Origin of the sequence: Phormidium sp. FACHB-1136 (genome assembly GCF_014697375.1) — a bacterium.
GTDB lineage: Bacteria > Cyanobacteriota > Cyanobacteriia > Phormidesmidales > Phormidesmidaceae > Nodosilinea.
Genome location: NZ_JACJRS010000013.1, coordinates 43297 through 66006 on the forward strand (window position 1 = coordinate 43297; position 22710 = coordinate 66006).

Annotated in this window: 22 protein-coding genes; 17 read left to right on the forward strand and 5 right to left on the reverse strand. The window is 59.0% G+C overall.

All coding sequences use genetic code 11. The features are described 5' to 3' along the window. Positions 1 to 66 precede the first annotated feature (66 nt). Genes H6G62_RS06140 through H6G62_RS06150 form a run of 3 tightly spaced genes read left to right on the forward strand, consistent with a single transcriptional unit; the run spans position 67 to position 2454 of the window. The gene (locus H6G62_RS06140; protein WP_190493235.1) at positions 67 to 639 is read left to right on the forward strand and encodes a hypothetical protein; all 573 of its coding nucleotides are present in this window, start codon (positions 67 to 69) and stop codon (positions 637 to 639) included. After that, entirely contained in the window at positions 636 to 962 is a 327-nt protein-coding gene (locus tag H6G62_RS06145) for a hypothetical protein (protein ID WP_190493236.1), read from the forward strand. The genes H6G62_RS06140 and H6G62_RS06145 overlap by 4 nt, the downstream gene beginning before the upstream one ends. After that, the gene (locus tag H6G62_RS06150) at positions 934 to 2454 is read left to right on the forward strand and encodes a bifunctional DNA primase/polymerase (RefSeq protein ID WP_190493237.1); all 1521 of its coding nucleotides are present in this window, start codon (positions 934 to 936) and stop codon (positions 2452 to 2454) included. The genes H6G62_RS06145 and H6G62_RS06150 overlap by 29 nt, the downstream gene beginning before the upstream one ends. A gap of 56 nt (positions 2455 to 2510) precedes the next feature. Here H6G62_RS06150 and H6G62_RS06155 read toward each other — a convergent pair whose 3' ends face one another. From H6G62_RS06155 to H6G62_RS06165, 3 genes are read right to left on the reverse strand one after another with little or no spacing between them, the layout of a single operon-like run. Further along, complete coding sequence (locus tag H6G62_RS06155; RefSeq protein ID WP_190493238.1) at positions 2511 to 2891, reverse strand: hypothetical protein; 381 nt, start codon at positions 2889 to 2891, stop codon at positions 2511 to 2513. Further along, a complete protein-coding gene (locus H6G62_RS06160; RefSeq protein WP_190493239.1) occupies positions 2888 to 3376 on the reverse strand; it encodes a hypothetical protein in 489 nt (162 codons plus the stop codon). Before H6G62_RS06160 ends, H6G62_RS06155 begins: the two co-directional genes overlap by 4 nt. 44 nt (positions 3377 to 3420) lie before the next feature. After that, positions 3421 to 4557 carry a hypothetical protein gene (locus H6G62_RS06165; protein WP_190493240.1) on the reverse strand — a complete coding sequence of 379 codons (1137 nt, stop codon included), beginning with the start codon at positions 4555 to 4557 and terminating at the stop codon, positions 3421 to 3423. A 778-nt stretch (positions 4558 to 5335) separates the two neighbouring features. On the opposite strand from H6G62_RS06165, the gene H6G62_RS06170 reads away from it, so the two are divergent. After that, complete coding sequence (locus H6G62_RS06170) at positions 5336 to 5653, forward strand: hypothetical protein (RefSeq protein ID WP_190493241.1); 318 nt, start codon at positions 5336 to 5338, stop codon at positions 5651 to 5653. Between the two features lie 10 nt (positions 5654 to 5663). Beyond that, positions 5664 to 8342, forward strand: coding sequence for a MobF family relaxase (gene mobF, locus H6G62_RS06175; RefSeq protein WP_190493242.1), 2679 nt, complete (start codon positions 5664 to 5666; stop codon positions 8340 to 8342). 50 nt (positions 8343 to 8392) lie between these two features. On the opposite strand, the gene H6G62_RS06180 is transcribed toward mobF, so the two are convergent. Continuing rightward, complete coding sequence (locus tag H6G62_RS06180) at positions 8393 to 9025, reverse strand: S24 family peptidase (RefSeq protein WP_190493243.1); 633 nt, start codon at positions 9023 to 9025, stop codon at positions 8393 to 8395. 99 nt (positions 9026 to 9124) lie between these two features. Between H6G62_RS06180 and H6G62_RS06185 the strand changes: the two genes are divergently transcribed. From H6G62_RS06185 to H6G62_RS06230, 10 genes are all read left to right on the forward strand, one after another. Further along, the gene (locus H6G62_RS06185; protein ID WP_190493244.1) at positions 9125 to 9346 is read left to right on the forward strand and encodes a helix-turn-helix domain-containing protein; all 222 of its coding nucleotides are present in this window, start codon (positions 9125 to 9127) and stop codon (positions 9344 to 9346) included. Between the two features lie 450 nt (positions 9347 to 9796). Further along, complete coding sequence (locus tag H6G62_RS06190) at positions 9797 to 11455, forward strand: hypothetical protein (RefSeq protein ID WP_190493245.1); 1659 nt, start codon at positions 9797 to 9799, stop codon at positions 11453 to 11455. A 42-nt stretch (positions 11456 to 11497) separates the two neighbouring features. Continuing rightward, the gene (locus tag H6G62_RS06195) at positions 11498 to 11833 is read left to right on the forward strand and encodes a hypothetical protein (protein WP_199324781.1); all 336 of its coding nucleotides are present in this window, start codon (positions 11498 to 11500) and stop codon (positions 11831 to 11833) included. A 92-nt stretch (positions 11834 to 11925) separates the two neighbouring features. Continuing rightward, positions 11926 to 12471 (forward strand): hypothetical protein, encoded by a 546-nt coding sequence (locus H6G62_RS06200; protein WP_190493247.1) that lies wholly within the window; start codon positions 11926 to 11928, stop codon positions 12469 to 12471. Positions 12472 to 12520: 49 nt separating this feature from the next. Next, positions 12521 to 12697 carry a hypothetical protein gene (locus H6G62_RS06205; protein ID WP_190493248.1) on the forward strand — a complete coding sequence of 59 codons (177 nt, stop codon included), beginning with the start codon at positions 12521 to 12523 and terminating at the stop codon, positions 12695 to 12697. 110 nt (positions 12698 to 12807) lie between these two features. Further along, a complete protein-coding gene (locus H6G62_RS06210) occupies positions 12808 to 13764 on the forward strand; it encodes a S1C family serine protease (RefSeq protein WP_190493249.1) in 957 nt (318 codons plus the stop codon). A gap of 128 nt (positions 13765 to 13892) precedes the next feature. Further along, entirely contained in the window at positions 13893 to 14318 is a 426-nt protein-coding gene (locus H6G62_RS06215; RefSeq protein WP_190493250.1) for a GIY-YIG nuclease family protein, read from the forward strand. A gap of 162 nt (positions 14319 to 14480) precedes the next feature. Next, positions 14481 to 18143, forward strand: a complete 3663-nt coding sequence (locus H6G62_RS06220; protein WP_190493251.1) for a CHAT domain-containing protein — start codon at positions 14481 to 14483, stop codon at positions 18141 to 18143. Between the two features lie 119 nt (positions 18144 to 18262). Further along, positions 18263 to 19462, forward strand: a complete 1200-nt coding sequence (locus tag H6G62_RS06225; RefSeq protein WP_190493252.1) for a hypothetical protein — start codon at positions 18263 to 18265, stop codon at positions 19460 to 19462. 5 nt (positions 19463 to 19467) lie between these two features. Next, on the forward strand, positions 19468 to 20307 hold the full coding sequence (locus tag H6G62_RS06230) for a DUF1822 family protein (RefSeq protein ID WP_190493253.1): 840 nt from the start codon (positions 19468 to 19470) through the stop codon (positions 20305 to 20307). Between the two features lie 91 nt (positions 20308 to 20398). Here H6G62_RS06230 and H6G62_RS06235 read toward each other — a convergent pair whose 3' ends face one another. Continuing rightward, a complete protein-coding gene (locus H6G62_RS06235; RefSeq protein ID WP_190493254.1) occupies positions 20399 to 20845 on the reverse strand; it encodes an HNH endonuclease signature motif containing protein in 447 nt (148 codons plus the stop codon). 445 nt (positions 20846 to 21290) lie between these two features. On the opposite strand from H6G62_RS06235, the gene H6G62_RS06240 reads away from it, so the two are divergent. Further along, positions 21291 to 22049, forward strand: a complete 759-nt coding sequence (locus H6G62_RS06240) for a hypothetical protein (protein ID WP_190493255.1) — start codon at positions 21291 to 21293, stop codon at positions 22047 to 22049. 155 nt (positions 22050 to 22204) lie between these two features. Then, complete coding sequence (locus H6G62_RS06245; RefSeq protein ID WP_190493256.1) at positions 22205 to 22696, forward strand: hypothetical protein; 492 nt, start codon at positions 22205 to 22207, stop codon at positions 22694 to 22696. Positions 22697 to 22710 lie beyond the last annotated feature (14 nt).

A 22710-nucleotide genomic window follows, 5' to 3' on the forward strand; every position in this document is an offset into this window, starting at 1 on the left:
CCAACACCATCTACTCCCCAGCCTGACACGATAGCCCACGATCCACCGACTCCCGTTGCGCCCCCCATGCCACCGTCCCCCCTCCCAGCGGCTCCAACTTTTGACCCGGTAGCACCACCGACCGATGCCGTGCCCGTGACGACGCCGGATCCGGGACGCGGTACGGCCCTAGAGACCCTGCGCGATTGGTATCGAGCCGCCCGCGATTTAGGCCACGACCCGCTTCACCTAGAACACATTAAGCAGTTGGGACTTTCTGCCAAACACATGAATGGCAACGGCTTGGCCCTGACCCCCACCCTAGAGCAGGCCATGGCCCAAGACTTGGCCCACTACCAGACCTTGCAGCGCCGGGGAGCCTACGTGGCCCAAGCCTCCCAAGCTATCCTGTCGGCCCTTGGGCAGACCCAAGGCTCCGAAACCCAGTTTCGCGGCAAGGTGTACGAACTGAAGCAAACCGCCGACCGCCTCACCGTTCGCCGGGTGACGCCTCAACCCCAAACCATTCTGGAAATGGCCCAGGGCAAAATTCAGCGCACCGTGGTGACGGTGGAAGACTGCCAGCGATTTCAGCGCTTTGTGCAGCGCCTCGCCGCCGACCGCGTGCCCACCCCCACTGTTGTAGGACTGGAACGATGACGACCCTACCCCCCTTACCCGCCCCCTTACCCGCCGACTACCGCCCCCAGTCCATCGTGATTCTGTGTGATGGGCAAAAGGCTGTGCATGTAGAAGGTGACGACATGCATCTCGATGTGGAGTGGACGGCGGAGCGCAACCCCGAACGCCTGGAGGTGTTTTGGGATGGGGTGCTGGTCTATGCCCAGGTGAATCAGCAGATCACGGTCAACCGTTTGGAACGAGTGACGGGGAACGTTCACCCCATGGCCTGGATTTTTCAATCATTAGAGGGCCAATCAGAGAGCCAATGCGATGAGACCCGACCTGCGCACCACGGTTGATTGGTTGCGGGCACAAGGGCTTCCTCCTTTGCCTGTGGCCCCGGCCCAAGATCCAACGCGCTACCCCGCCCGTCATCGAGATGGCCGTCCAAAGTGCCTCCCAGACGGAACTTTCGTCCCCGCCTTCACCGGAAAGAACCCCAGCTTTTTAGACAGCCGTGGGATTCCCCATCTGATCCGACATACCCCGTATCAGCATCGCCTGCCAACGGAGACCGAGCTTCAGACCTGGTTCGCACACCCCGATAACGGCATCGGCACCCTGGGCGGCTGGCAGAGCCTGGTTTGGATTGATGTGGATGTGAAGCTATTTGAGTCGCCGATGGCTTGCGAGCAGCGGATGGCCACTTGGCTGCACCAGTACCCGCTCTTGCGGCAGACCTTTACCGAACGCACCCACAGCGGCGGCTGGCGACTAGCGGTACGAGTCCAAGACAAGACCTTCACCAATTTCTCGCTGGATGGGGTCGGTGGACACCATGGGGGGGAGGCTTTGGGCCAGGGACGCTTTACGGTATTGGCTCCCACCCTTGGCCCCAGCGGGAACGCCTATGTCAATCTCCAGCGGGTACCGCCGATTTGGGTGGAGCGGTTGGAGTCCATCGGGCTCTATCCGGTGAGTGGTCGCCGCCATCGACACCCCTCCGGCCAGCCCCGACATCTAAGGGAGCCACACCCGGCCCAACCCGGCGTCTTGCGCTTAGAAGATCTGGCAACGGCGAAGGCCCAAGCGGTACTGCATGGGGAGAGTCCCCTAGCGTCCCGTTCCCACTCCCTGACCTACGCTCTGCGAGAGTTCTACGGCTGGGAGAACTGGGCCACCCAGAACCGGGTGCCCATGAGCGGCAAGGCAGAAGACCTGGCGCGAGCCGCAGGGGCCGCATTGGGAATTGACGCTGAGCGCGTGGAGCGGATTCTGGAGAGCATTCCTGACCCGGCCCGTTGCACCCCAGCAGCGGTTTTTGTCGGGGGCGAAGCGAGCGCCTGGAAGCGGGTGTGGAAACTCGACCGAGGCCTCTATCGAGCGCTGTGTCCGACCGCCATACGGGCGTCTATTCGGGCCGCAGCCCAACGAAACTATCAGGTTTTGGCAGATGGCCAATCTTGGCACCGCCCAAGTGCAGCCATTCAGGTGTCAGACGCCCATGAGCCTGTCCCCTCAGCGGCTCAGCGTCAAACGTTTGTGCGTCAGGCCCGAGAAATTTTGGCGTCTACCCATCAACTAGGGGTAGGGACGGTGACGAGCGACCGCGCAACGGGACAAACCAGGATGGCAGTGCAGGGGCAAACCTATCGCATCGCCGCTGAAGGCCAACATCTGACTGTCCAGGCCCGTGGCCGAGGTGCCATTTTGCAGGCGCAGGGGGAGAGGATCACCTCAGACAGCTTGACCTTGGCGGATCTGCATCGATTTGACGCAGAGGTGCGGCGACTTCAGAATCATCGCGCTCTGGCAACCCAGCTTTCTTCATCCCCATCCTTAGAGCGGTGATGATGGTTGGGATGGGGCGTGGAAGTCTGCTGGTCACTGAGGGAGCGGGGGCGTCATCATGCCTGCTGCTGTGGCGGTTGATGGGTCTGAATAGCTGGCCGCCGAAGATCCTGGTGTAGCTCCTGACGAATCAGGGCAAACCGCTGCACATCGGCTTGGGTGAGCCAAGCGTCAATCTCGTAGACCGTCTGCCCACCTTGTCGCTGCGTCCGCAGGGTCAGAATCGTTTCCGGCAGGTGGTGGGCATCGCCCCGGAACTCGATATTCAGATCCCGGCCCCGCTCCACAATGGTGTAGAACTGCTTACCCTCAAAGACCCGCTGCCCCCGGCGTTGGCCCTGGCAAAAGCGCTCTAGCAGCAGCACCGCCGTCCCCGCAATCTGTTCCTGGGTCTGGCGGTCAACGGCGATGGGGGTTCTGGGGTGGGGTGGGGTCACGTCAGGTCATGGATGAACGGATTGAGGCCCGCCATGATAGCGGCATCATCGCCTAGGAAGTCCCGCAGCGATGGATCCACTGGCCCTGGCTCAGGGAAGGATTGGGGCTGTTCGATGAGGGACGTGGTCGGCGTACCCTGGGGCGAGGGCATCTGGGGATGCGGTGGCCCCGTCCTTTGGGGCGCGACGGTGGGCAACGGTACTGGATGGGCGAGGGCGTCGAACTCCGGCAGAAACCGAGACTGAATCTCCCGAATCTGGTCGGTTAACTGCTGAATGGAGCGCATCGCCTGCCGCCGAATGTCCTGCGGGGGAGCCTGGGTCGCGGCCATGGCAAACGGCCCATAGCAGCTATTCAGGGCTGACCGCATCCGGGCATGGAGGTCGTAGCGAGATTGTCCTCGGCAGTAGCGAATCACCGCCACATCGAGCGCCTGTCGGCTGGAATACTGCACGCGGGCGACGGATTGAGAAGCGTGGGTCATGGTGCTGAGTCCTAATTTTGGGGGTGACTGGAGCGCGAGCGGCCCTAGTGCGTCTGGGCTGGCTTGGCGCTGTACATAAAGGTTTTGAACAGTCCATACACATCGGCCCAACGAACGCTCGTGATCAAGTCCGGTGTGTCCGTGCCCTCTGGGCCGCGCAACACATCGGTCATCTCCTGGCGCAGCGCCTCGGCCCAAGTGACCTGCTGCCCCATCCCACGCTGGTCAAAAAACTGCTCCAGCTCCGCCCGAATGACGTAGGCCGCACCCCCGCCCACAATTACCTCCACCTCCGCCGAGGGCAGCCACTCCACTAGAAACTGCGTCACCCGCTCCAGGTAAAACTCACGGGCATAGGCACAGGCTTTGGAGAGGTCAAGGGCTTCTCGACGGCCTGGGACATGGAACGTGGGATGGGCCTGCAACACCGCCGCCAGCAGCGCCGGGTCATCGGGGGCGACCCCCGGCAATTCGGTGGCGCATTGTTTGAGATACTCCACAAACCCTGGCCCCTGGGAGGTGCTATTGGTTTCCTGGGGTGTACTGCCCTTCTCGAAGGTGAGAATGGAGAGGTTGCGGTGGCCCAACATCAGGACAACCACCGTGGAATCGCGAATGCTCACCCCAGCCCGCGCCAACTGCAACCCCTTGGCCAGGTAAAGCCCCGCCCCCTCAGGCTGCATCTCCAGGCGTTCCAGTTGCCCAGCCCAAGCCCGTCCCCGAAAGCGGAAATCGGCCATTGCCCCTAAAACCTGAGCCTTCAGATCCTGACGGTCTTGCCAGTATTCCTCCAGCGGCAGCAGCAACCCCAGTTGAGCCGTGAACTCGCCGCTAGCCGAGGGGGCCGCGTCCTGCGTGGCTAACGTCTTTTCCGCAATCACCCCCAGCGTTGCCAGGATTTTGTAGACCGCTCGGTCACGCTTGGGCAGCGCCAACCCCGAGTCTCCCTTTTGGGCCATGGCCAACGTCCCAATGGCATAGGCGCTGTGGCCCACCATCACATAGGCGCTGTCCTCCGGTTCCTGGGTGGTGAGTCCGCCCAGCCTTAGTCGGTCGAGGCGAGTGGGGTTGAGTCGAGCCACCTGGGGGTCGAGGTGCAGCAGCCGGGGCTGGCCCTGCCAGTAGAGGCACTTGGTGGCCGAGCTGCCCATGTCGATGTAGGTCTGGATGAGCGGGGGCATGATTGGAATCCCAATAACAGCATTTCATCAACGTCTTGAAGAGACCAGAGGGCGCTTCCTGAAGTAGATGAATTATTTGTATTGTGAAGGGTCATTTTTATTCACGACTTAATCACGACTGAATTGTTATCTTCAGCAAAATTCATCATGATCTTGATGTCCGGTAATGTCGATTCACGACTGGATAACGACTGGATAACAACTCCCCTATAGTGAACCTAGGGAAAATCTGAATTCAGCCCATCATTCACGATTGGATAACGACTTATTGACGACTTCATCACGACTCAATCACGGCTGGACTGGCCTGAACCAGGGTATAGCCTGAGATTTATCCATCATTCACGACTTGATAACGACTTGATAACGGCTGGAAGGTATTGAGTCTGAAGAGCACTTGAGATTTATCCATCATTCACGACTTGATAACGACTTCATCACGACTTGGCAATGCCGATGGGGGCAGCATTTTAATCAAGACATTGATGAATAAGAACAAGTATTTCAGCCTTATCAACGAAACCCATTCGATAGGTTCTGTGGGCTAAAACAGAAGGGATTCATGCCTGTCTTCTGGTCGGGAAAGGTGGTCTGTTAGCGACCGGATGGGTTGGGCTGGGGGCTACGCCACTCCACGTTGTTTCGTGGCTTCGCGGTTCACACACCACGCCCAGCCCTGGGCCAGGGGATGGCTGAAACCTAGGCCAGTCAAGGGTTTCCGAAATGGGAGCTAATGGCCAGTCATTTACGAATCACGGACACAATCGCGGAAAAGCCCATGGGTAAAGGATTTAGCGTTTCATTGCCCCTCGAAGAGGCGGCCTTTGTTGAAAAAGAGGCCAAACGGCTGGGCCTTCCCGCCGCCAGCATCATTCGCCTGCTGATGCGCGATGGTCAACAACGCCACGACCTAGAACGCCAGGTGGATGACCTGAAGGCACGGCTGGAGCGGCTGCAAGTGCAGTTCCAAGGCATCCAGATGTTGCTAGAGACGATTGCCCTAGAGCAAGCCAATGCCCGAGGGCCACAGGCGCTGGACAATCGCAGGGCACTGATTCAAGAAATCCGCAAGCGCCAGGGCTGGGTCGAGGGCTAGGGGAAGAATCATGCTCAGCCTGACGGTGATCAGCGCTAACCAGGGCGAAACCTACTACACCGCCGAGAACTACTACACCCCCGACGAAAACCAGGCCCACTCCGGTTGGTGGGGCCAAGGGGCCAAACGCCTCGGTCTCGTTGGTCAGGTGCAGGGCAGCGCCTTCAAAAACCTGCTCCACGGCTCCCATCCCCAGGGCGATAGCACCCTCTCAGGCCGCAAGATTGATCCAGAGCGCCATAGGGCGGGGTTGGATCTGACCTTCAGTGCGCCCAAAAGCATCAGCCTAGCGGCCCTGGTCGGCGAAAATACCGCCATCGAGCAGGCCCATCACACCGCCGTGACGCGCACCCTGGCCATCCTGGAAGAACGCTACGCCCAAACGCGGGTACGGACGCCGGAAGGCCGACAGGCGGTGGGGACGGGCAATCTGATTGTGGCCCAGTTCCACCACGACACCTCCCGCGAAAAGGATCCCCAACTGCACACCCATTGCGTGGTGATCAACGCCACCCAGTTGGCCAATGGCCGCTGGCAGTCGCTCCACAACGACATTCTCTTTCAGCAGCAAAAGCTGTTGGGGATGATTTACCAGAACGAGCTGGCGGTGGAAGTGCAGCGCCTGGGCTATGCCATTGAACCCAGGGCCAACGGCCAGTTTGAACTCAAAGGCTATCGGCCCGACGACCTCCAAACCTTCTCCAAACGGCGGGAGCAGATTCTGGCAGCGGTCGAAGAGAACGCCACCGCCCAGGCGCGAGAGCTAGCCACCCTGATGACCCGCGCCCCCAAGGGGAAAGAAATTCCCAGGGAAGACCTACGTACCTACTGGCAGCACCAGGCCCAGGTGCTCAACCTGACCCATCCTCAACCCCAGGCGGTGCCATGGCAGAGCCAGCCCCAGCGAGCTACCCAGGCCGGACTCGCCCACTGTTCCGAGCGGGAGGCCGTGTTCAAGCGAGAGCAGGTAGAGCGCTTTGCCCTAGAAAACCACCTGGGGCAACAAGCCTTTGACGAGATGCAGCGGAGCCTAGACGGCAACCCTGAGGTGATTCATACCCACGACCAACGGCTCACCACGCAGACCGCCGTGCTGAGGGAACTGGAGACAATTCGTACCGTGTTAGATGGCCGGGGAGCGGTAGGAGCCATCGCCACTCCCGGTTTGGTGGACGAATACTTGACCGACCAGGGACTCACCGAAGGCCAGCGGCAGGGCGTCAGGCTAGCGGCCACCACCCACGACCGTTTCATCGCTTGGCAGGGCGTTGCTGGGGCCGGAAAAAGCTATGCCCTGAACCAGGTTCGCCGGATGGCCGAAGCCCAGGGCTACACCGTCCGAGGCTTTGCCCCCAGTGCCGAGGCCGCGAAATCCTTAGGGGACTCAGCCCAGATTCAGTCGGTGACAACGGTGGCCGCATTGCTCTGTGCTCCACCCGCCGCGCCGAATCTCCATCAGCCTGAAGTGTGGGTAGTGGATGAAGCAGGGCTCTTGAGTGCCAAAGATGCGCTGACCCTGGTGAACAAGGCCCAGGCGCAGCAGGCCCGCGTGATTCTGGTGGGCGATACCCGCCAACTCTCGGCGGTGGAGGCAGGCAACCCGTTCAAAAGCTTGCAGCAGGCGGGCATGGCCACGGCCCACCTCACCCAGTCCTTGCGGCAGAAGAACCAGCGCATCAAGGTAGGCGTTGACCTGATTGCCGCCGGGGAGATTGCGGCGGGGGTGCGGCAACTCCAGCCCTATATCCATCAGGTCAGCAGCCAGGAGGCTAGGGCAGCGGCGATGGCCCGCGACTACCTGGCCCTCACCCCAGCCGAGCGTCAGAACACCTTGCTCTTGGCCAGCACCAACCAAGAACGACTCGCCATCACTCAACGAGTGCGCGATGGCCTCAAGGTCGAAGGAACCCTGGGCCAAAGCCTGACCGTCCAGCGGCTGAAAGCCCGCGACTTGACCGAAATCCAGGCCAGCTATGCCCACTCGTTTCAGCCGGGGGATGTGCTGATTCCCCAAGCCAGCTACCGACGCCTGGGGCTAGACAAAGGGCAGCGCTACGAGGTACTGGCGATAGATCGCCACCGTAATACGCTGATGCTGCGAGGGGACTCTGGAGCTGCATTGCAGGTGGATCCAGTTCAAATCCGGCGCAAGTCGGTCTATGGGGTGGAGGCGTTAGACATTGCGGTGGGAGATCGCCTGCGGTGGACGCGCAACGACCCGACCCTAGGGCGACGCAATGGCCAAGAGTTTGAAGTCGTGGGGCTAGAAGCAGGGCGAGTGCTGATTCGAGGCCATCGGGGCGACGTGAGCCATTTTGAGCGCTCAGAACTGACCCACTTGGACTATGCCCTAGTTAGCACCACCTACGCCGCTCAGGGCAAATCGGCAGAGCGCGTGATTGGGGCGCTGGATCGCCAGGTGGCGCGGGAGAGCTTTTATGTGACGGTGAGCCGGGTGAAGCGGGAACTGCGGCTGTATGCCTCAGAGGACGTGGAGCGTCTGATAGAGCGGGTAGAAAAATCCAGGGCCAAGGAAAATCCTGGAGACGTGGTCGGCTGTCCACCCCGACCTGCTCAGTCGCCAGAACGAGCAGCACAGGTGGATAGAGGCTTTCCGCTGGGCAAGGCTAATCCCAACCTGCAACCGATTCCCGCTCGAAGCGCTAGACAGGATGAGCGAGAACGCTAGGGACATCCCGTGAAGCGGCATGAGCCATCCCCCATCTAGAGCCTGTGGGTCTATACCGAGTGCCCCACCCAGACCACCCGGCCCATCAGACTGGCCTGACTCGGCAGCGTGATGGAGAAGGTCTCATAGGCGGCATTGTCGCTGAGGACACGAATCGTCTGGTCAGCCACATATTGCAATCGCTTCACCACAATGCGGTCATCGAGCTTGAGCAGATAAATACCATGGGTGACGGTGTCCCAGTCCCGGTCTGTGGTGTTAACGAGGACGAGGGATCCAACGGGCAGGGATGGTTCCATACTGTCATCGATGATCTGAGTAAGCATCAGATGCTCAAACGCATCCGGGAACTTGGCCTGTAACCATCCCGTCTCAAACGCCAACGGCTCCTGATAGATGTACTGTTGGGCATCCCCTTGGTCTGGCGTGGTCACCCCCGTCATCGATAGACCCGTGGCCAACCACTCGACACTGACCTTAGCCGTGCGGGCGATAGCGAGCAATGCGGGTCGAGTGGGTTCGCTTTGGCCATTGAGATACTGGCGCAGGACGGTGTCCGAAAAGCCACATTCTCGGGCAAAGCCTCGAACGCTGTTGTTCCCGACTGCCTGCTTGAGCCGAGCGGGAAATTGGTCGATGGCGGTGGAATCCACCTGGGCCTCATAGGGGGATGGGCTGACCATAGAGTCTACACTATTAATCTCGGAAAACAACTATAACGCTTGACACGCAATATATTTATTGTTAGCGTCATCCATATCTTGATAGAACCAAACTATCCTATGCATGTCGAAGACATTAAAGCGGCGCTGCGCAAGCGAGGTTGGACGCTGACGCGAATTGCCCAAGAACTCAACGTAGACACCTCCGCCGTGTCCCATACCCTGAATCGTCAACGCTCCCGCCGTGTTGAGCAAGCAGTTGCGAGTAAACTGGGCTTGCCCCCCCATGAGGTCTGGCCCCAGCGGTATCAGAAAGGGCGTCAATCTCGGCTTACCCCCTGAGGCAGATAGGTGAAGACCGTGCTGTCATGGATGGGCCGAATCAGAGTGTTCAGTCCCATCTGCCCCGTTGGTCTCAATCCCCAACCACCGTTGAGCCGCGAGCTAATCCCAATCTTTTGTTGCGCGTCAGGAGGCCGATACCCACTCACCGCCCGGATACCACGAATCTTTAGCGTTCGCTTGCCCGCTTTGGGTGCCTATACTATGATCCGGCAATGATCTATGCCGTGCTGGGCTGACCCCCTGGTAATGGTGTGAATCTGTGTTAAGCGTCCTGACCAGACCCTTGATACACAAAAGAGCCGATAGCACTTGCCACCGACTCTTTTAAAAGCGAAAACCCGAGAGGACCAGTCCCGAGTCGCGCACCAAATACCTTGTGCGCTTATCGTAACACTGGCTCTCTCTCGGGGCAATACCCATTGCTCTTTTTTAGGAGAGAGAAGCCCCATGACCGCCTCTATCGGTCTGGGTGAGACGCCTCGTAGAACGTCTCACCATGCCGAACCCCTCCCCGCTGACCCCACTGGCCAGCGCTTGTGTGAAATTTTTGGCCACTACCTCTGGAACGTCATCAATGCCGAGATGCCAGAGGATGCCACCGCCAAGGTGGATTGGACGACGGTGACGGGCTATCCCCTGCGGCCCCGTGTCCTGTGGGATCAGTGGCAGGATGCCAACCAACTGATTGGCGTCCGGTTCACCCACGAGACCCGGTACGCCCTGATCGACCTTGATGCTGGGGGAGCCTACTCTACCGCTGAAGGGGTGGCCCAGATTAGAGCTGCCCTAGAAACCATCGGCATCACCCGCACCCTGCTGATTCGCTCAAGCTGGAGCGGTGGGCTGCATTTGTACCTTCCCTTTGCCGAACAGGTCAACACCTTTGACCTAGCCGTCGCGCTGAAAGAATGCCTCAAAGCCCAGGGGTTTCAGATCAAAGCCGGACAGCTCGAAGTCTTCCCCAACGTCAAAGCCTACGGGGTGACCACCTTTATCGAATACAACGCCCATCGTCTGCCCCTGCAACCGGGCAGCGGGTCTTGTTTGCTGGATGACGCCCTCAACCACCAGCTTGGCAACCTGGCCCGATTCTTCTGGCTGTGGGATGGTGCGGCTGCCCAGCAAGACCTGGACACCTTGCGCCACGCCATGAAAATTGGCCGCGACAACCACCGAAAACGCCCCAAGCGCCGCAGCCACCCCGTCGATACCTGGCGGCACGACCTGGACTTAGAAATCACCGAAGGCTGGACAGCCCACGGCCAGACCAACCACCTGCTAAAAACCATCGCCTGCTATGGCCGCGTCTTTGAAGGGCTATCGGGCCAAGAGCTGATTGACTACACCCTCCGCATCGCCATCAACTGCCCCGGCTACGAGCAATACTGCCGCCACCAGCACGAGATCGAGCGCAAAGTAACCGCCTGGGCCAAATCCGTCGAGAACTACTACTGGCCCCTAGGCACTACCCCCAGTCGTGACACCAGCCCTCCCCAAAACAACCTAGTGCCCTTCAACCAAAGCCAGTCCGAAGACGCCCAGCACCGCATCCGCACCGCCTACCGCGAGCTAGAGCAAGCAGGCACCCTTCCCGACCAAATTACGGCCCGCGCCAAGGTCATCACCCAGATCGCCCACGTTAGCCAGCAGACCCTCTACAAGCACCTGAGCCTCTGGCACCCCTATCACCAACAGGGTGTAATTAACGATGGAGCAAGCCTTTCCGGCGATGACAAGGCCATTTTAGCGGCACCCTGCCAAGCGCCAGAACCGCTGGAGAATAAAGGATTACACCCTATAGCCCCCACTATGAAGAGTGGGGCGCTCCCGGAGGGTGGGGCGGGGTCGGATCCAAATTCTTTTACTCCGGAAAGGGGGGTGCGGGGGGATGAACTGAGTTTTCCACAGCCTCCTGACCCTGCTCATCTCAGCTTTTTGGAAGACGTTGCTGATATCTGCCATCGGCAGGCGGAACGATTGGGCTGGACGGCGGTGCAGATGGGGCAGTTTATTGCTGACCAGTTTGAGGGTAAGCGTCGCTGGCAGTTGAGTGATGATGAGTTAATGACGTTGCTGTACCGATTACAGGCGTTGGAGGTTGACTGATCCATGCCGATGATCCGCGCCCGATACCCCAAGGATTGGGACATGATTGCGTTCCAAGTGAAGGCCGAGGCCCAGTGGTGCTGTGAGCAATGCCGTCGTCCCTGTCGCTGTCCTGGTGAGTCGGTGGAGGATTTTCTGAAGCGGTGTCAGCCATGGCAGAGAAGCTTTACCCCGGTGGAGTACCAGGCTGCGCCCCGGCGCTGGTTGCTGACAGTGGCCCACCTGGATCAGCGGCCAGAGAACTGTGAGCGAGAGAACCTGAAGGCGCTGTGCGTGGGGTGTCATCTTAGGCATGACCGCCAGTTTAGGAACAAGCAGCAACACCTCAAGCGGGAATGGTTTGGGCAGATGAATTGGTTGGTGTTGGATGAGCGCTAGGGCGAGTGGTGGGTCGGTCTCTAGGAAATTGCAAAACTCAGTGGCTATGGCCCGATAGAGGACTGTAAGCAGTTCACCATTGAGGAGCCACCATGGCAACCACGCTACAGCAGTTGGCCCAATTTCTAGATCATCGCCAATGGCGCTACCGAGTGGATCCTGCTGAATCCCGCATTTTGACCGGGGTGAAGGCGGAGTATGTGGATCCCTTTGTGATTGTGCTGCGGCTGTCGGAGCAGGGCGAGTTTTTGCAGTTCCAGGCTCCCCAGATTTTGATGGTGCCGGATTCGGTTTATAAGGGGCCACTGCTGCAAACCATGGCCCACATCCAGTACCAAGTGAAGATGCTGCGGCTGGAGTATGACCCCACCGATGGCGAAATTCGGGCCTCGATTGAGCTGCCCTTGGAGGACGCCCCCCTAACAGAACGGCAGTTTAACCGTTGTTTGGAGGGGTTGGTTCACCTGGTAGACCAGGAGGCGATGCCCCGGCTGAAGGCGGTGCTGGCCACGGGGGAAGACCCTGGCCGTAAGGCGTTGGCCCAGCGGTTGATGGCGGATATGCCCACTGAGTTGATGGGCCTGCTGGAGGAAATGGTGGATCTCCACCAACGACAACGCTTGGCCGATGAACGGTAGCCCCGCCGATTTGCGACCCCCAGACCACCCTTGCGATGAGGACACGCCCATGTACCCCGTTTATCCGTCTGGACAACATGTTTTGTTGAAAGTGAGCGAAACCGAGGCGATTGACCCCCAAACGGGGGAGCATTTTCACCTGACGCGGAAGGATGTCGGTGGGGTTGGCTCTGGCTTTTGGTGGCTACCGCTGCTGGGCTTTTTGCTGGTGCTGCTGATTGGCTAGACCCGTAGGGTGGGCACCGCCCACCATCGCGGATGGAAGCCTGATGGCTTGACCCAATTCATGGGGGCGAGAAAACCTTGCCCCTCCCCCCCTCGCATGGAGTATGGCCGATGCCTCGTCAATTTGCGACCGCTCGTAAACCGTCGCCTCGTTCGTCCGTTAGTCGATTTTATCGGGTGGCCAAGACCCAGCCTGGAAACTGGGCCTCCCGTCGATCTGCGGCCCGTCGTGGGGTAGACCGCGATGAGGTAGACCGTCCCCTGTTGTCTGGGGCGTCACGGTCTGCGGATCCGGTGGCCCAGCCCCAGCGGGGAACTTGGCGATCTTGGGTATGGCCTCCGGGTGTGGTGGCCATGCTGGGAGCAATGGCGGTGTTCTCGCACCAGGGCGATTTGCGGCAGCCACCCACAACCGCTGGAACGGGCGGACGGGCGGCGTCCTCTGCACCTTCTCGGCCTGCGTCCCCCTCTCCCGCTGCACCGAGGCGAACGGTTCCTCCGGTGGCGGCGGCCCCTACCGAGCTTTCGGCGGAGCAGGTTTACCGCAAGGCAAGGTCGGCGACGGTGACGGTGATGACGCCCACGGGCACGGGGTCTGGGGTGTTTGTGAATTCATCGGGGCTGTTGCTCACCAATGAGCATGTGGTGGAGCAGTTCCCGGTGGTGCGGATTAAAACCTCCACCGGGAGCCGGGTGCTGGCGCGGGTGGTGCGGGTCGATGAGGAAAGCGATCTGGCGGTGCTGCGGGTGGCAAGGATGCCGGATGCCGCCACCTGTTTGGCCATTGGCCGGGAGCCTGTGCAACGGGGGCAAACGGTGTATGCCTTGGGCAGTCCGTTGCAGATTGAGCAGGTGTTTACCCAGGGTATTGTCAGCGCCTATTCTCCAGAGGCCATTCTGCACACGGCTGCCATTGCACCGGGCAATTCGGGGGGGCCGCTGATGAATGACCGGGGCCACATTGTGGGAATTAACCGGGCGGTGCTGCGGCGCTACGACAGTATGGCCGTTGCGGTGCCCACGTCGGCCATTCGCCAAATGGAGATTCCGGCAAGCTGTCGAGATTGACGTTTGCCCAACTTCCGTAGGGTGGGCGGTGCTCTCGGAATTTGCAAACTTTTGGGGCGTTGGCCGGATAGGGAAATAGCGGCCCATAGACCGCTGACTGTGCAACTTAGTTTTGGAGAAATGGAACGATGGCTTGGAGTAACTGGATTGAGTGCAAGTTTGATGCGAAGGGCAACCTGGATACGTCGCGGTTGGGGCAGGTGCCGAATGGGGCTGGGGTGTATGCCATTGCGACGAAGACGGGCTGGCGCTACAACACGCATTATGTGGGCCGTTCTGGGCGCAGTATGCGGGGGCGGTTGCAACGGCACTTGGGGGGCAGTGGTAATAAGGTGATTGCGGGGCTGTTGCGAAATAAGCAGGAACGCCCCAGCGACCCGACCCAGGCGGTGTATGTGGCCTATTTGGAGACGCGGGAACACAAGCTGGTGGAGGCGGCGTATTTGGATGCCCATGACCGCCCGGTTGCGAACCTGATTCGGGCGCGGTTGCCGGAGGGGCTGCCGGAGGGGCTGCGGGAGGATGCGGTGATGAAGTCGCCGTTGGAGGATTAGGCGTAACCCCAACGGTCGGGTGGGCACACGGCCCACCCGACTGAGATAAGTTTTGAGACATTTTGGTGGGGTTGGCGAGATAGCTTGGCGGTGGGGGGATGCTAGGGCTGTGCCCCACGGGTTGGCTTGGGTAGTTTTGGAGCTTTTTGCGAGGTGGGACGGATGGATGAGGCGAGAGAGCAGCAATATGTGACGCTGGCTCAAAAGCTCCTGGGGCGCTTCTGGGGGAAGAAGCGAGCCCAAACCCTGATGGAACAAGCTTATGAGTGGCTAACCCAAGCTCAGTTAGGGATCGACCCGGCGGCAAATTTGGAGCGGGCGATCACGGCCTACGGGAAATCGGCGGAGATTATGCGACGGTTGGGACTGAATTCTGATCTCTCCTTGATCCTAAATAACCAGGGCACTACAAGGCTAACCCAAGCCGAGTTGGGGATTGAGCCGATGCAAAACTTGGAGTGGGCAATCGCCTCCTATAGGGAATCAGCGGAAATCAGGAAGCGGTTGGGCTTAGAGCTTTCACTCTCCCACACCTTGAATAATCAGGGTAATGCAAGGCTTGCCCAAGCTCAGTTAGGTATCGACCCGGTGGCGAATTTGGAGCGGGCGATCACGGCCCACGGGAAAGCAGCGGAAATCAGGAAACGGTTAGGGGCAGAGCGTGACCTCTCCGATACTTTGAATAACCAGGGCACTGCAAGACTGACCCAAGCTCAGTTAGGCATCAACCCAATAGAGAATCTAGAGTGGGCAATCGCTGCTTACAGAGAATCAGCAGAGATTAGGCGATGGTTGAGATTAGAGCGTGACTTATCTCAGACTTTGAATAACCAGGGCACTGCAAGACTGACCCAAGCTCAGTTAGGCATCAACCCAATAGAGAATGTAGAGTGGGCAATCGTGCTCTATTCAGAATCGAGCCAGATTATGCGACGCTTAGGCTTAGAGCACGACCTTTCCAAATCATTGAATAATCAAGGCAAGGCGTGGCAGACCCAAGCCGAGTTAGGAGTTGAGCCAGCCCAAAATCTGGAGCGGGCGATTTTGGCCCACAACGAATCGGTGGAAATTACGGAGCGGTTAGGACTATATCTAATCCTCAGCGATACCTTAAATAACAAGGCCAATGCCCATTGCACCCAAGCCGAGTTAGGGATCGAGCCAGCCCAGAATTTAGAGCGGGCAATCTTGGCGTACGGGGAATCGGTGGAGATTATGCGACGGTTGGGGTTAGAGCGCATCCTCTCCGCCACCTTGGCGAACCAGGCCACTGCGCGGTGGAACCAAGCTCAGCTAGGGATTGATCCAGCGTTGAATTTGGAGCGGGCGATCTTGGCCTACGAGGAATCGGCGGAGGTTATGCAACGGTTGGGGTTAGAGAGCGACCTCTCTAGTATCTTGATGAACCAGGCTAATGCGCGGCAGACCCAAGCGGAGTTAGGGATCGACCCGGCGCTGAATTTGGAGCTGGCGATCACCGTCTACGGGGAATCGGCGGAGATTAGCCGACGGTTGGGGTTAGAGCGCACCCTCTCCCGTACCTTGATGAACCAAGCCATTGCATGGAAGACCCAAGCAGAGTTAGGGATCGACCCGGCGCTGAATTTGGAGCGGGCGATCACCGTCTACGAGGAATCGGCGGAGGTTATGCAACGGTTGGGGTTAGAGAGCGACCTCTCTAGTATCTTGATGAACCAGGCTAATGCGCGGCAGACCCAAGCGGAGTTAGGGATCGACCCGGCGCTGAATTTGGAGCTGGCGATCACCGTCTACGGGGAATCGGCGGAGATTAGCCGACGGTTGGGGTTAGAGCGCATCCTGGCGGGGACGCTGCATAACCTGGGTAATACTTACAAAACCCAGGCGAATCAAGCTGATGTCGATGAAATCACCCGTGAGCAAGCCTTACCCAACGCTCTGCAATGCTACCGCGAAGCGCTCACCTACTTCGACCCAGTGGTGCTGCCCGTAGACACCCTTAGATCGGCTCGTGCCCTCGGCGATCTGCACTTTAGCCAAGGTCACTGGCACGCCGCCCTAGCCGAAGGCTACCAAGTGGCCATCGCCGCTGTAGAACAAACCCGCACCTGGGCCACCGACGATAAGCGCCGCCAAGAACTGATGGAAAACGCCATTGGGGTTTATGCCAACGCCCTGCAATGCCACATCAACCTTGGCCAATTCGACCAAGCCATCCTGCTCACCGAACGCGCCCGTTCCCGCCATCTGGTAGAACTGATGGCCAGCAACGATGCCTACAAGAGCGGCAACATTGCCCCCGAAGTCTTGAACTATCTAGAACAATACGAAGCCCTGCAACAGCGCATCAACGCCGAACGCCAGCGCCAGCAACAGGGCGACACCAAAGCCCTCAGCACCAGCACCGAACGCGCCGCATCCCTCGATAGCCTAAAAATGACCCGCGCCGAAATTGACCACCTCGATGCCGAAAAAGACCGCATTTGGAAGCACCTACGCCAACTCGACCCCGTCCTAGCCGGACAGCTCGAAGTGCGCCCCCCCGACTTTGACACCCTGCGGCAACTCATCGACCGCCCCACCACCGCCCTGCTCAGCTTCTACTCCACCAACGACCACACCTACATCTTTGTGCTGCGGCAAGACCGCATCGACCTCCACACCTGCACCGATCAGGGCTATCGCCAACTGCAAACCTGGATTCTGCAAAACTGGCTAACCCCCTACCAGCAAAACTTCTCCACCTGGAGAGAAGCCATGCCCCAGCAGTTGACCGAACTCTCCCAGCGCCTCCAACTCGATACCCTGATCCAAACCCACCTGCAAGGCATTGATGAACTCATCCTCATCCCCCACATCGCCCTGCATTTAATTCCCTTTGCGGCTCTGCCCGTGGAAGAGGGGGCGAGGGTTCTGGGCGACGCCTTTAAACTGCGCCTCGTCCCCAGTGCTCAGGTTTTGAACTATTGCCAACAGCGCCCCACCCCCACCCAGCTCGACTCCATCGCCCTGGTCGAAGATGCCACCGATGACCTCATCTGCACCCGCTACGAATGCGACGCGATTGATCAACTCCAGCCCGCCCCCACGCGCCACCGCCTGCGGGGTTCCGCCGAAGCCACCATCGCCGCCTATCGCCACCTGCTCCAAGACCAGGGCGTTCAGGCGCTCCATTCCAGCCACCACGCCAGCTCTGTCTTGGGCACACCCCTAGACTCGGCCCTGCTTTTGGGGGATGGCCTGATCACCCTGGGCCAGTTGATGAGCCCTGGCTGGCGGATGCCCGACCTGGTGGAGGTGTTTCTCTCCTGTTGCGAAACCGCCCTAGGCAAGCCCAACCTCACCGACGATATCCTCACCCTCAGCGCCGGATTTCTCAGCGCCGGGGCGCGTAGCGTCATCAGCACCCTCTGGTCGGTGGATGAATTGGCCACCACGATTTTCTGCATCCGCTACTACCACCACCGCCATCCCGACGCAGACACCTGGAACGACCGCCCCACCGCCCTGTACCTGGCCCAGCAAGACCTCCGCACCCTCCCCGGCAGCGCCCTGGCGGATCCTACCCAGTTCAAACCCCTCATGGATTTTTACCAGCAGCACCTCGCCGACGAATATCCCCGTCTGCTAGAACAAGCTGCCAACCTGAAAAGCCAAGAAAAAGCTGCCAAACAGGCTGGGGATCGGGCCAAGGCCAAAGACCTGAAAGAAAAACGGGAGGCTCTGGACTTGAAAGTGCAGCAAAATAAACGCCTCCGCGAAGGCTTGCCCACCCTTTGCCAAACGCCCACCCCCTTTGCCTCCCCCTTCTATTGGGCTGCCTTTACCTGCCAAGGTCTGCGCTAGCCGTAGGGCACCCGCCCACCTACCCAAATTTGCAAAACCCCCCTGATAGATCGGTGGGTGCAGCAAACCCCGATAGTTCCCTGAGTTCTATGTTCCTGTCCCAAAGCTTGGAGTGATCCATGCCCATCACCATCCAAAACCCCGCCCAACCCGACGGCATCGACCTGTGGGCTAACGTCCTCAACCGCATGATGCCCTACAAACACAACGACCAAGACCTCGATCAGCGGCTCATTGCCCTGGTGGAGGCCATTGTCCAGATTCCGCCCGATGAGGTGGAACAGCGAGAAGCGGCCATTGATCGCTTCCTGGGGATGATCTACTGTCTACCGAATCTCTATTTTCCAGGCAAGAAGGAGACTCCAAGGGAGCAGTTTTTGCGACGACAGTTTCCTGAATGGGATCGCGAGGCTGTGCGGGATCGCATCCTTACCGAGGTGGTCATCCCCAAGGCAAAAGCCAAGATCCACGAGTTTTACCCCACGGGCAAATATCTAGCGCCCACCCTAGGCAACTGGGTCAACCGCAAGTTGCGGCTTTACTATAAGTGCCTCGATGCCTACCAAAACCGCCGACCCGATGCCGCTCTAGATAACGACCAAGACGGAGCCAACGAACGTCTGGAGTGGGAGATCTTTGCCGCCAACCCCACCCTCAGCGACTTAGAGGACATCATTGCCCAAGATCAAGCCAAACAGCGTCCTGAGGGCATGTCTGCCCCCCTGTTTGCCGAGGTGGCCCAAGGAATCGCCAACGTGCTGGGGCAAACCCCCACCCAGCGGTTTATCACCTATGTTAAGGACGATCCCCAGGGGGTGCTGCGGGCCAAGTCGCCGCCCAACTATCCTGCCTGCACCTACCAGGTGTTGATCCAGCGAATTTTCCTGAACCAGGACGACAAAACCGCCGTTGCCAAGGAGTTCAGCATTCCCTACCAGAATCTCAATCCCCACTACAACCGCCATGTCTGCCCCGCCTTTATCCAGCGGCTGATTCTGGAAGAGGGCTTTTTTGACCCCCAAGACTATGACAAACTGCGGCACTATATTGACCAAGATCCCTTGGGTTTGCTGCAAAATTGCTACAAGCCCCAAATGCCCAAGGTCAATGCCCAATTCCTCGCCCAGCAACGGCTACGGATTTATCGAGAGGCTGATCCTGTTCCCTTTGAGGACATCTGGAACAGTCTGATTCAACAACAGGCGATGGCCCCCTCTCGCCTAGATTGTGACCAACTAGAGAAGTTTTGGGTAAAAACGGCCTTTCCTCTGGTGGCTCAGGAGGCACTGCGTGTACTGGCTTACGACCTGGAGGTTTAATCACCATGACAATTACCGTGGAACAATTTGACAACGCAATTTCCCTTGAGCTGCCCCAGGATGCCCAGGAATGGGCGCGGTTATTTGCCGCCAAGCAAGGCGATGTAGCCACTGGGAAACAGGTCTACCTCAATACCCTGGCCGTCTATGCCCTGCACCACTACCTAGCCCAGCAAAGCATTGAGTCTGACCTAGAGCAAAGCCAGAGCTGGTATCCCCATGCCCTCTCGGCTCCCAATGCCGCCGATTTGCTCGTACCTGGGGTAGGACGGGTGGAATGTCGTCCGGTGTTGCTGCAAGCGGCCACCGCCTTTGAAATCCCAGATACCGCCTGGGATGATCGGGTGGCCTATGTGGCGATTGGCATTGAAGAGCGGTTGGATCGGGTTTATTTATTGGGCTATTTGCCCGTGCGCTCTCCCGACAACCTGATGCAGTCCATCCCGTTTACCCAACTGTTGCCCATGGCCGACTTGCCCGACCATCTCCACTTTTTGCAAGAGGGACTAACCTGGCTAGAAAGTGATGACGAGGTTGCCGTCCAGGTGCGGGAACTGCAAGAAGTCTATTCCCTGACCCATTTTGTGGCCCAGTTAGAAACGGCCTACAACGAAACGGAAGACGTTTTTCAGGATTCACGCATTGCCGATTGTCTATCGGGTGCGGCCAGCGAAATGGGATTGACGGCCAGAGAAGCGGTGCTAAAAAGCCCAGCTACCTTTGGGCTCAAAGCGGAAGACGACCTCTCCGAGGAAGACATGGAGGATATGGTGGGGATCCTGGCCGAAGATGTCTTGGATAAATTGAGGCAAATCTGGGGTAATCGTCGCCGTCGAGTTACTTGAGTCCTTCGGTGTCCGGTTGATCCGGCTGTCATCACCTTTCAGCGCCCGAGAGACAGGCCATAACCGCATGATCTGTCTCTCCACCGTTCGTTTACGGCTCTGGCAAGTCTTGCAGCGGTGGATGCCAACCGCCCTGGATCCAGTAGGTTCTGGCATGGAGGATGGCTCCGTCATCATGGCGGTCATCATTCATATCCAAGCAGTGGCAGGTTGCTCGTCCCTTGGGGGTAGTGCCCTCGATGCGTAGCCCTGCCTTTGCCCAGCGAAAATGCTCTGTCCAGGTATCCAGTCGAGGGTTGAAGAGCCTCTCGCTGGACTGTGTGAGGGGATCGATCCATTGGGTGAAGTTATATCGGCGAAGATTGCAGCGCCGACAGGCCAAGGCCAGATTATCGAGATCATCACTCCCTCCTAGAGATCTAGGCTGGATGTGATCGATGTCAAAGCGGTCAGCGCTCAGGTATTCGGGGGAGTGACAGTACTCGCAGAGGGCGCGGGCGCGTTGTTGAACCCATCGTCTGGCTTTATCGGACACCATGAGGCTTTGGCACTGAGTTGAGCATTGATGAAGGTGAAAATACGAGAAAGCTCAGAAATCCCGGCCAGTTCGGCTTCTTCTTCCGCCGTCAATGGCCCCAGCTTGGCCCGCTGGATCAGGGCATCTGACCGATCCTGAAGGTCTGAGGTGAACCGAAACAAGATCGCATCACCAAATGTCCTCGCCTCTATCCCAGAGGCAAGCAGAGTGGAGGGCTGGATCATCAGCTGTGGTGTCATCCGTATCCATCCAGGGTGTACAGGCTATCCAAATTATAGCCAGCCCGCCCAACCCCCAATGCGCCTGGACGACCGGGAGACGGCTGAGGAATGCGCCAGAAATAGTATAAGTGAACTCAATCGCGAAATTGCAAAACAATGGCGAGGCATCCCGATAAGAGGTAGAACACACCACCGTGTTTTATCTCTTTTTTTGGGAGTCCCCTATGCGTCAAGCCAAACGTCGTTCTCATCGTAGCCTTACGGCTGTTCCTAGCACTGCCAAGTCCTTTCAGTCTGCTACCCCCGCCCCTTGGCCTGCCCATAAGCTAGCCGGAACCTTCGCCGTTGTGGCGGGGGCGGCTCTGCTGATCGCCGCTGTTCCGGTGGCGGAAGCCTATCGTAGCCAGTCCCTCCTAGCCATGCTGGCCCTGGATGTGTCGGATTCTAGCTTTGCCGATAGCCAAGCCATTGAAGCGATTTGCCGTGAGCAAACTAAGTCCCTGAAGCCTAAGGATCAGCTCCTTGACCTGGTGTTTGCCGATACCACCGAACCCACGGCTAACCAAACGGTGACTAGCCCTACCCGCAGCTTTCGCCGCTGCCAAGACTATGCCGCTGCCAGTTCCCGGCCCTCTAGTGTAGGGCAAGGGTGGGGCACATCCCCCAGCGTTCTGTTTGACCGCGCCATTACCCAGGTGCAGATCCAACATCAGCAGGGGCAGCCTCGGCCCGTGGCCCTCACGGTTTGGCTCGATGCAGCGGAACCCGGCCCCGGCCTGCCGCCCCTGGATTTTGAGGTGCTGGGGGAGCAAATGCAGCAGCTTCAAGAACTTCAGACCCAGGTGGCGATTATTGGCCCCACAGGTTCGCTTCGGGAGGGTTTGGAACGCCTCAGCCTCGCCCATCCTAACCTGCGTATCTGCGGGGCAAATGAGGCCAAGAGCTGCATTCAAGCCACCTTTGCCGCTGCCCGCCAACGCTAGGCCAGTCCCCAGATCCCAGGGTTCTTTTGCCGCTGTCCCTGACGTGATGACCATTCCCGACAGAACCCTGGGATCTTGACCTGGGATCTCTAAATTTGCAAAACCCATTCGACAGAGCGCGATAGAGATTTGTCTACCCCATGCGGAGTAACCCAATGGCACCCGACAACCTGTATAACCCTGCTGACGATACGCCACCCACGGCGACGATGGATTTGGCCAATCCTGATCTAGATGCCGCCAAGTATCTGGCCATGGTTCAGTCTTGGTCGCCGATCCTGACTGAAGCGGGTGAGGATCGCCTAGACACCCCCGACCGGGCGGAGATCGTACAACAGATCACGGTTGTCTCCCAGAGCGAGGTGGCTTGGCAGCGCGGCCATGAGATCGCCCTCCTGGCGAGGCGTCGTGCCCCGGAGCCGTTGCGGCCCGTCACCATGGCGGTGGCGGCATTGTTTAGTGGGTTGGTGGTAGGGGGCAGCGCGATGCAAGCCTTGGAGGGCCGCAGTGCCCTGGCGGTGGGGGTGGGTGGTGTGGCGGCAGGGGGCGCGGCGGTGGCGGCGAACCTGGGGGCAGCCCGCTACCTCAAGCACCGCACGATGCAGCATCACACCCGGCAGTTTTTGGCCCAACTGGAGGATGAGTGACCTTCGCCCCCAAC

Coding starts and splice junctions, on each gene's coding strand:
- H6G62_RS06200 (WP_190493247.1), top strand. CDS start 11,926: ATGGCAACCACGCTACAGCAGTTGGCCCAATTTCTAGATCATCGCCAA.
- H6G62_RS06185 (WP_190493244.1), top strand. CDS start 9,125: ATGCATGTCGAAGACATTAAAGCGGCGCTGCGCAAGCGAGGTTGGACG.
- mobF (WP_190493242.1), top strand. CDS start 5,664: ATGCTCAGCCTGACGGTGATCAGCGCTAACCAGGGCGAAACCTACTAC.
- H6G62_RS06195 (WP_199324781.1), top strand. CDS start 11,498: ATGATTGCGTTCCAAGTGAAGGCCGAGGCCCAGTGGTGCTGTGAGCAA.
- H6G62_RS06215 (WP_190493250.1), top strand. CDS start 13,893: ATGGCTTGGAGTAACTGGATTGAGTGCAAGTTTGATGCGAAGGGCAAC.
- H6G62_RS06220 (WP_190493251.1), top strand. CDS start 14,481: ATGGATGAGGCGAGAGAGCAGCAATATGTGACGCTGGCTCAAAAGCTC.
- H6G62_RS06145 (WP_190493236.1), top strand. CDS start 636: ATGACGACCCTACCCCCCTTACCCGCCCCCTTACCCGCCGACTACCGC.
- H6G62_RS06180 (WP_190493243.1), bottom strand. CDS start 9,025: ATGGTCAGCCCATCCCCCTATGAGGCCCAGGTGGATTCCACCGCCATC.
- H6G62_RS06165 (WP_190493240.1), bottom strand. CDS start 4,557: ATGCCCCCGCTCATCCAGACCTACATCGACATGGGCAGCTCGGCCACC.
- H6G62_RS06245 (WP_190493256.1), top strand. CDS start 22,205: ATGGCACCCGACAACCTGTATAACCCTGCTGACGATACGCCACCCACG.
- H6G62_RS06210 (WP_190493249.1), top strand. CDS start 12,808: ATGCCTCGTCAATTTGCGACCGCTCGTAAACCGTCGCCTCGTTCGTCC.
- H6G62_RS06225 (WP_190493252.1), top strand. CDS start 18,263: ATGCCCATCACCATCCAAAACCCCGCCCAACCCGACGGCATCGACCTG.
- H6G62_RS06160 (WP_190493239.1), bottom strand. CDS start 3,376: ATGACCCACGCTTCTCAATCCGTCGCCCGCGTGCAGTATTCCAGCCGA.
- H6G62_RS06170 (WP_190493241.1), top strand. CDS start 5,336: ATGGGTAAAGGATTTAGCGTTTCATTGCCCCTCGAAGAGGCGGCCTTT.
- H6G62_RS06140 (WP_190493235.1), top strand. CDS start 67: ATGCCACCGTCCCCCCTCCCAGCGGCTCCAACTTTTGACCCGGTAGCA.
- H6G62_RS06240 (WP_190493255.1), top strand. CDS start 21,291: ATGCGTCAAGCCAAACGTCGTTCTCATCGTAGCCTTACGGCTGTTCCT.
- H6G62_RS06230 (WP_190493253.1), top strand. CDS start 19,468: ATGACAATTACCGTGGAACAATTTGACAACGCAATTTCCCTTGAGCTG.
- H6G62_RS06150 (WP_190493237.1), top strand. CDS start 934: ATGAGACCCGACCTGCGCACCACGGTTGATTGGTTGCGGGCACAAGGG.
- H6G62_RS06205 (WP_190493248.1), top strand. CDS start 12,521: ATGTACCCCGTTTATCCGTCTGGACAACATGTTTTGTTGAAAGTGAGC.
- H6G62_RS06235 (WP_190493254.1), bottom strand. CDS start 20,845: ATGGTGTCCGATAAAGCCAGACGATGGGTTCAACAACGCGCCCGCGCC.
- H6G62_RS06190 (WP_190493245.1), top strand. CDS start 9,797: ATGACCGCCTCTATCGGTCTGGGTGAGACGCCTCGTAGAACGTCTCAC.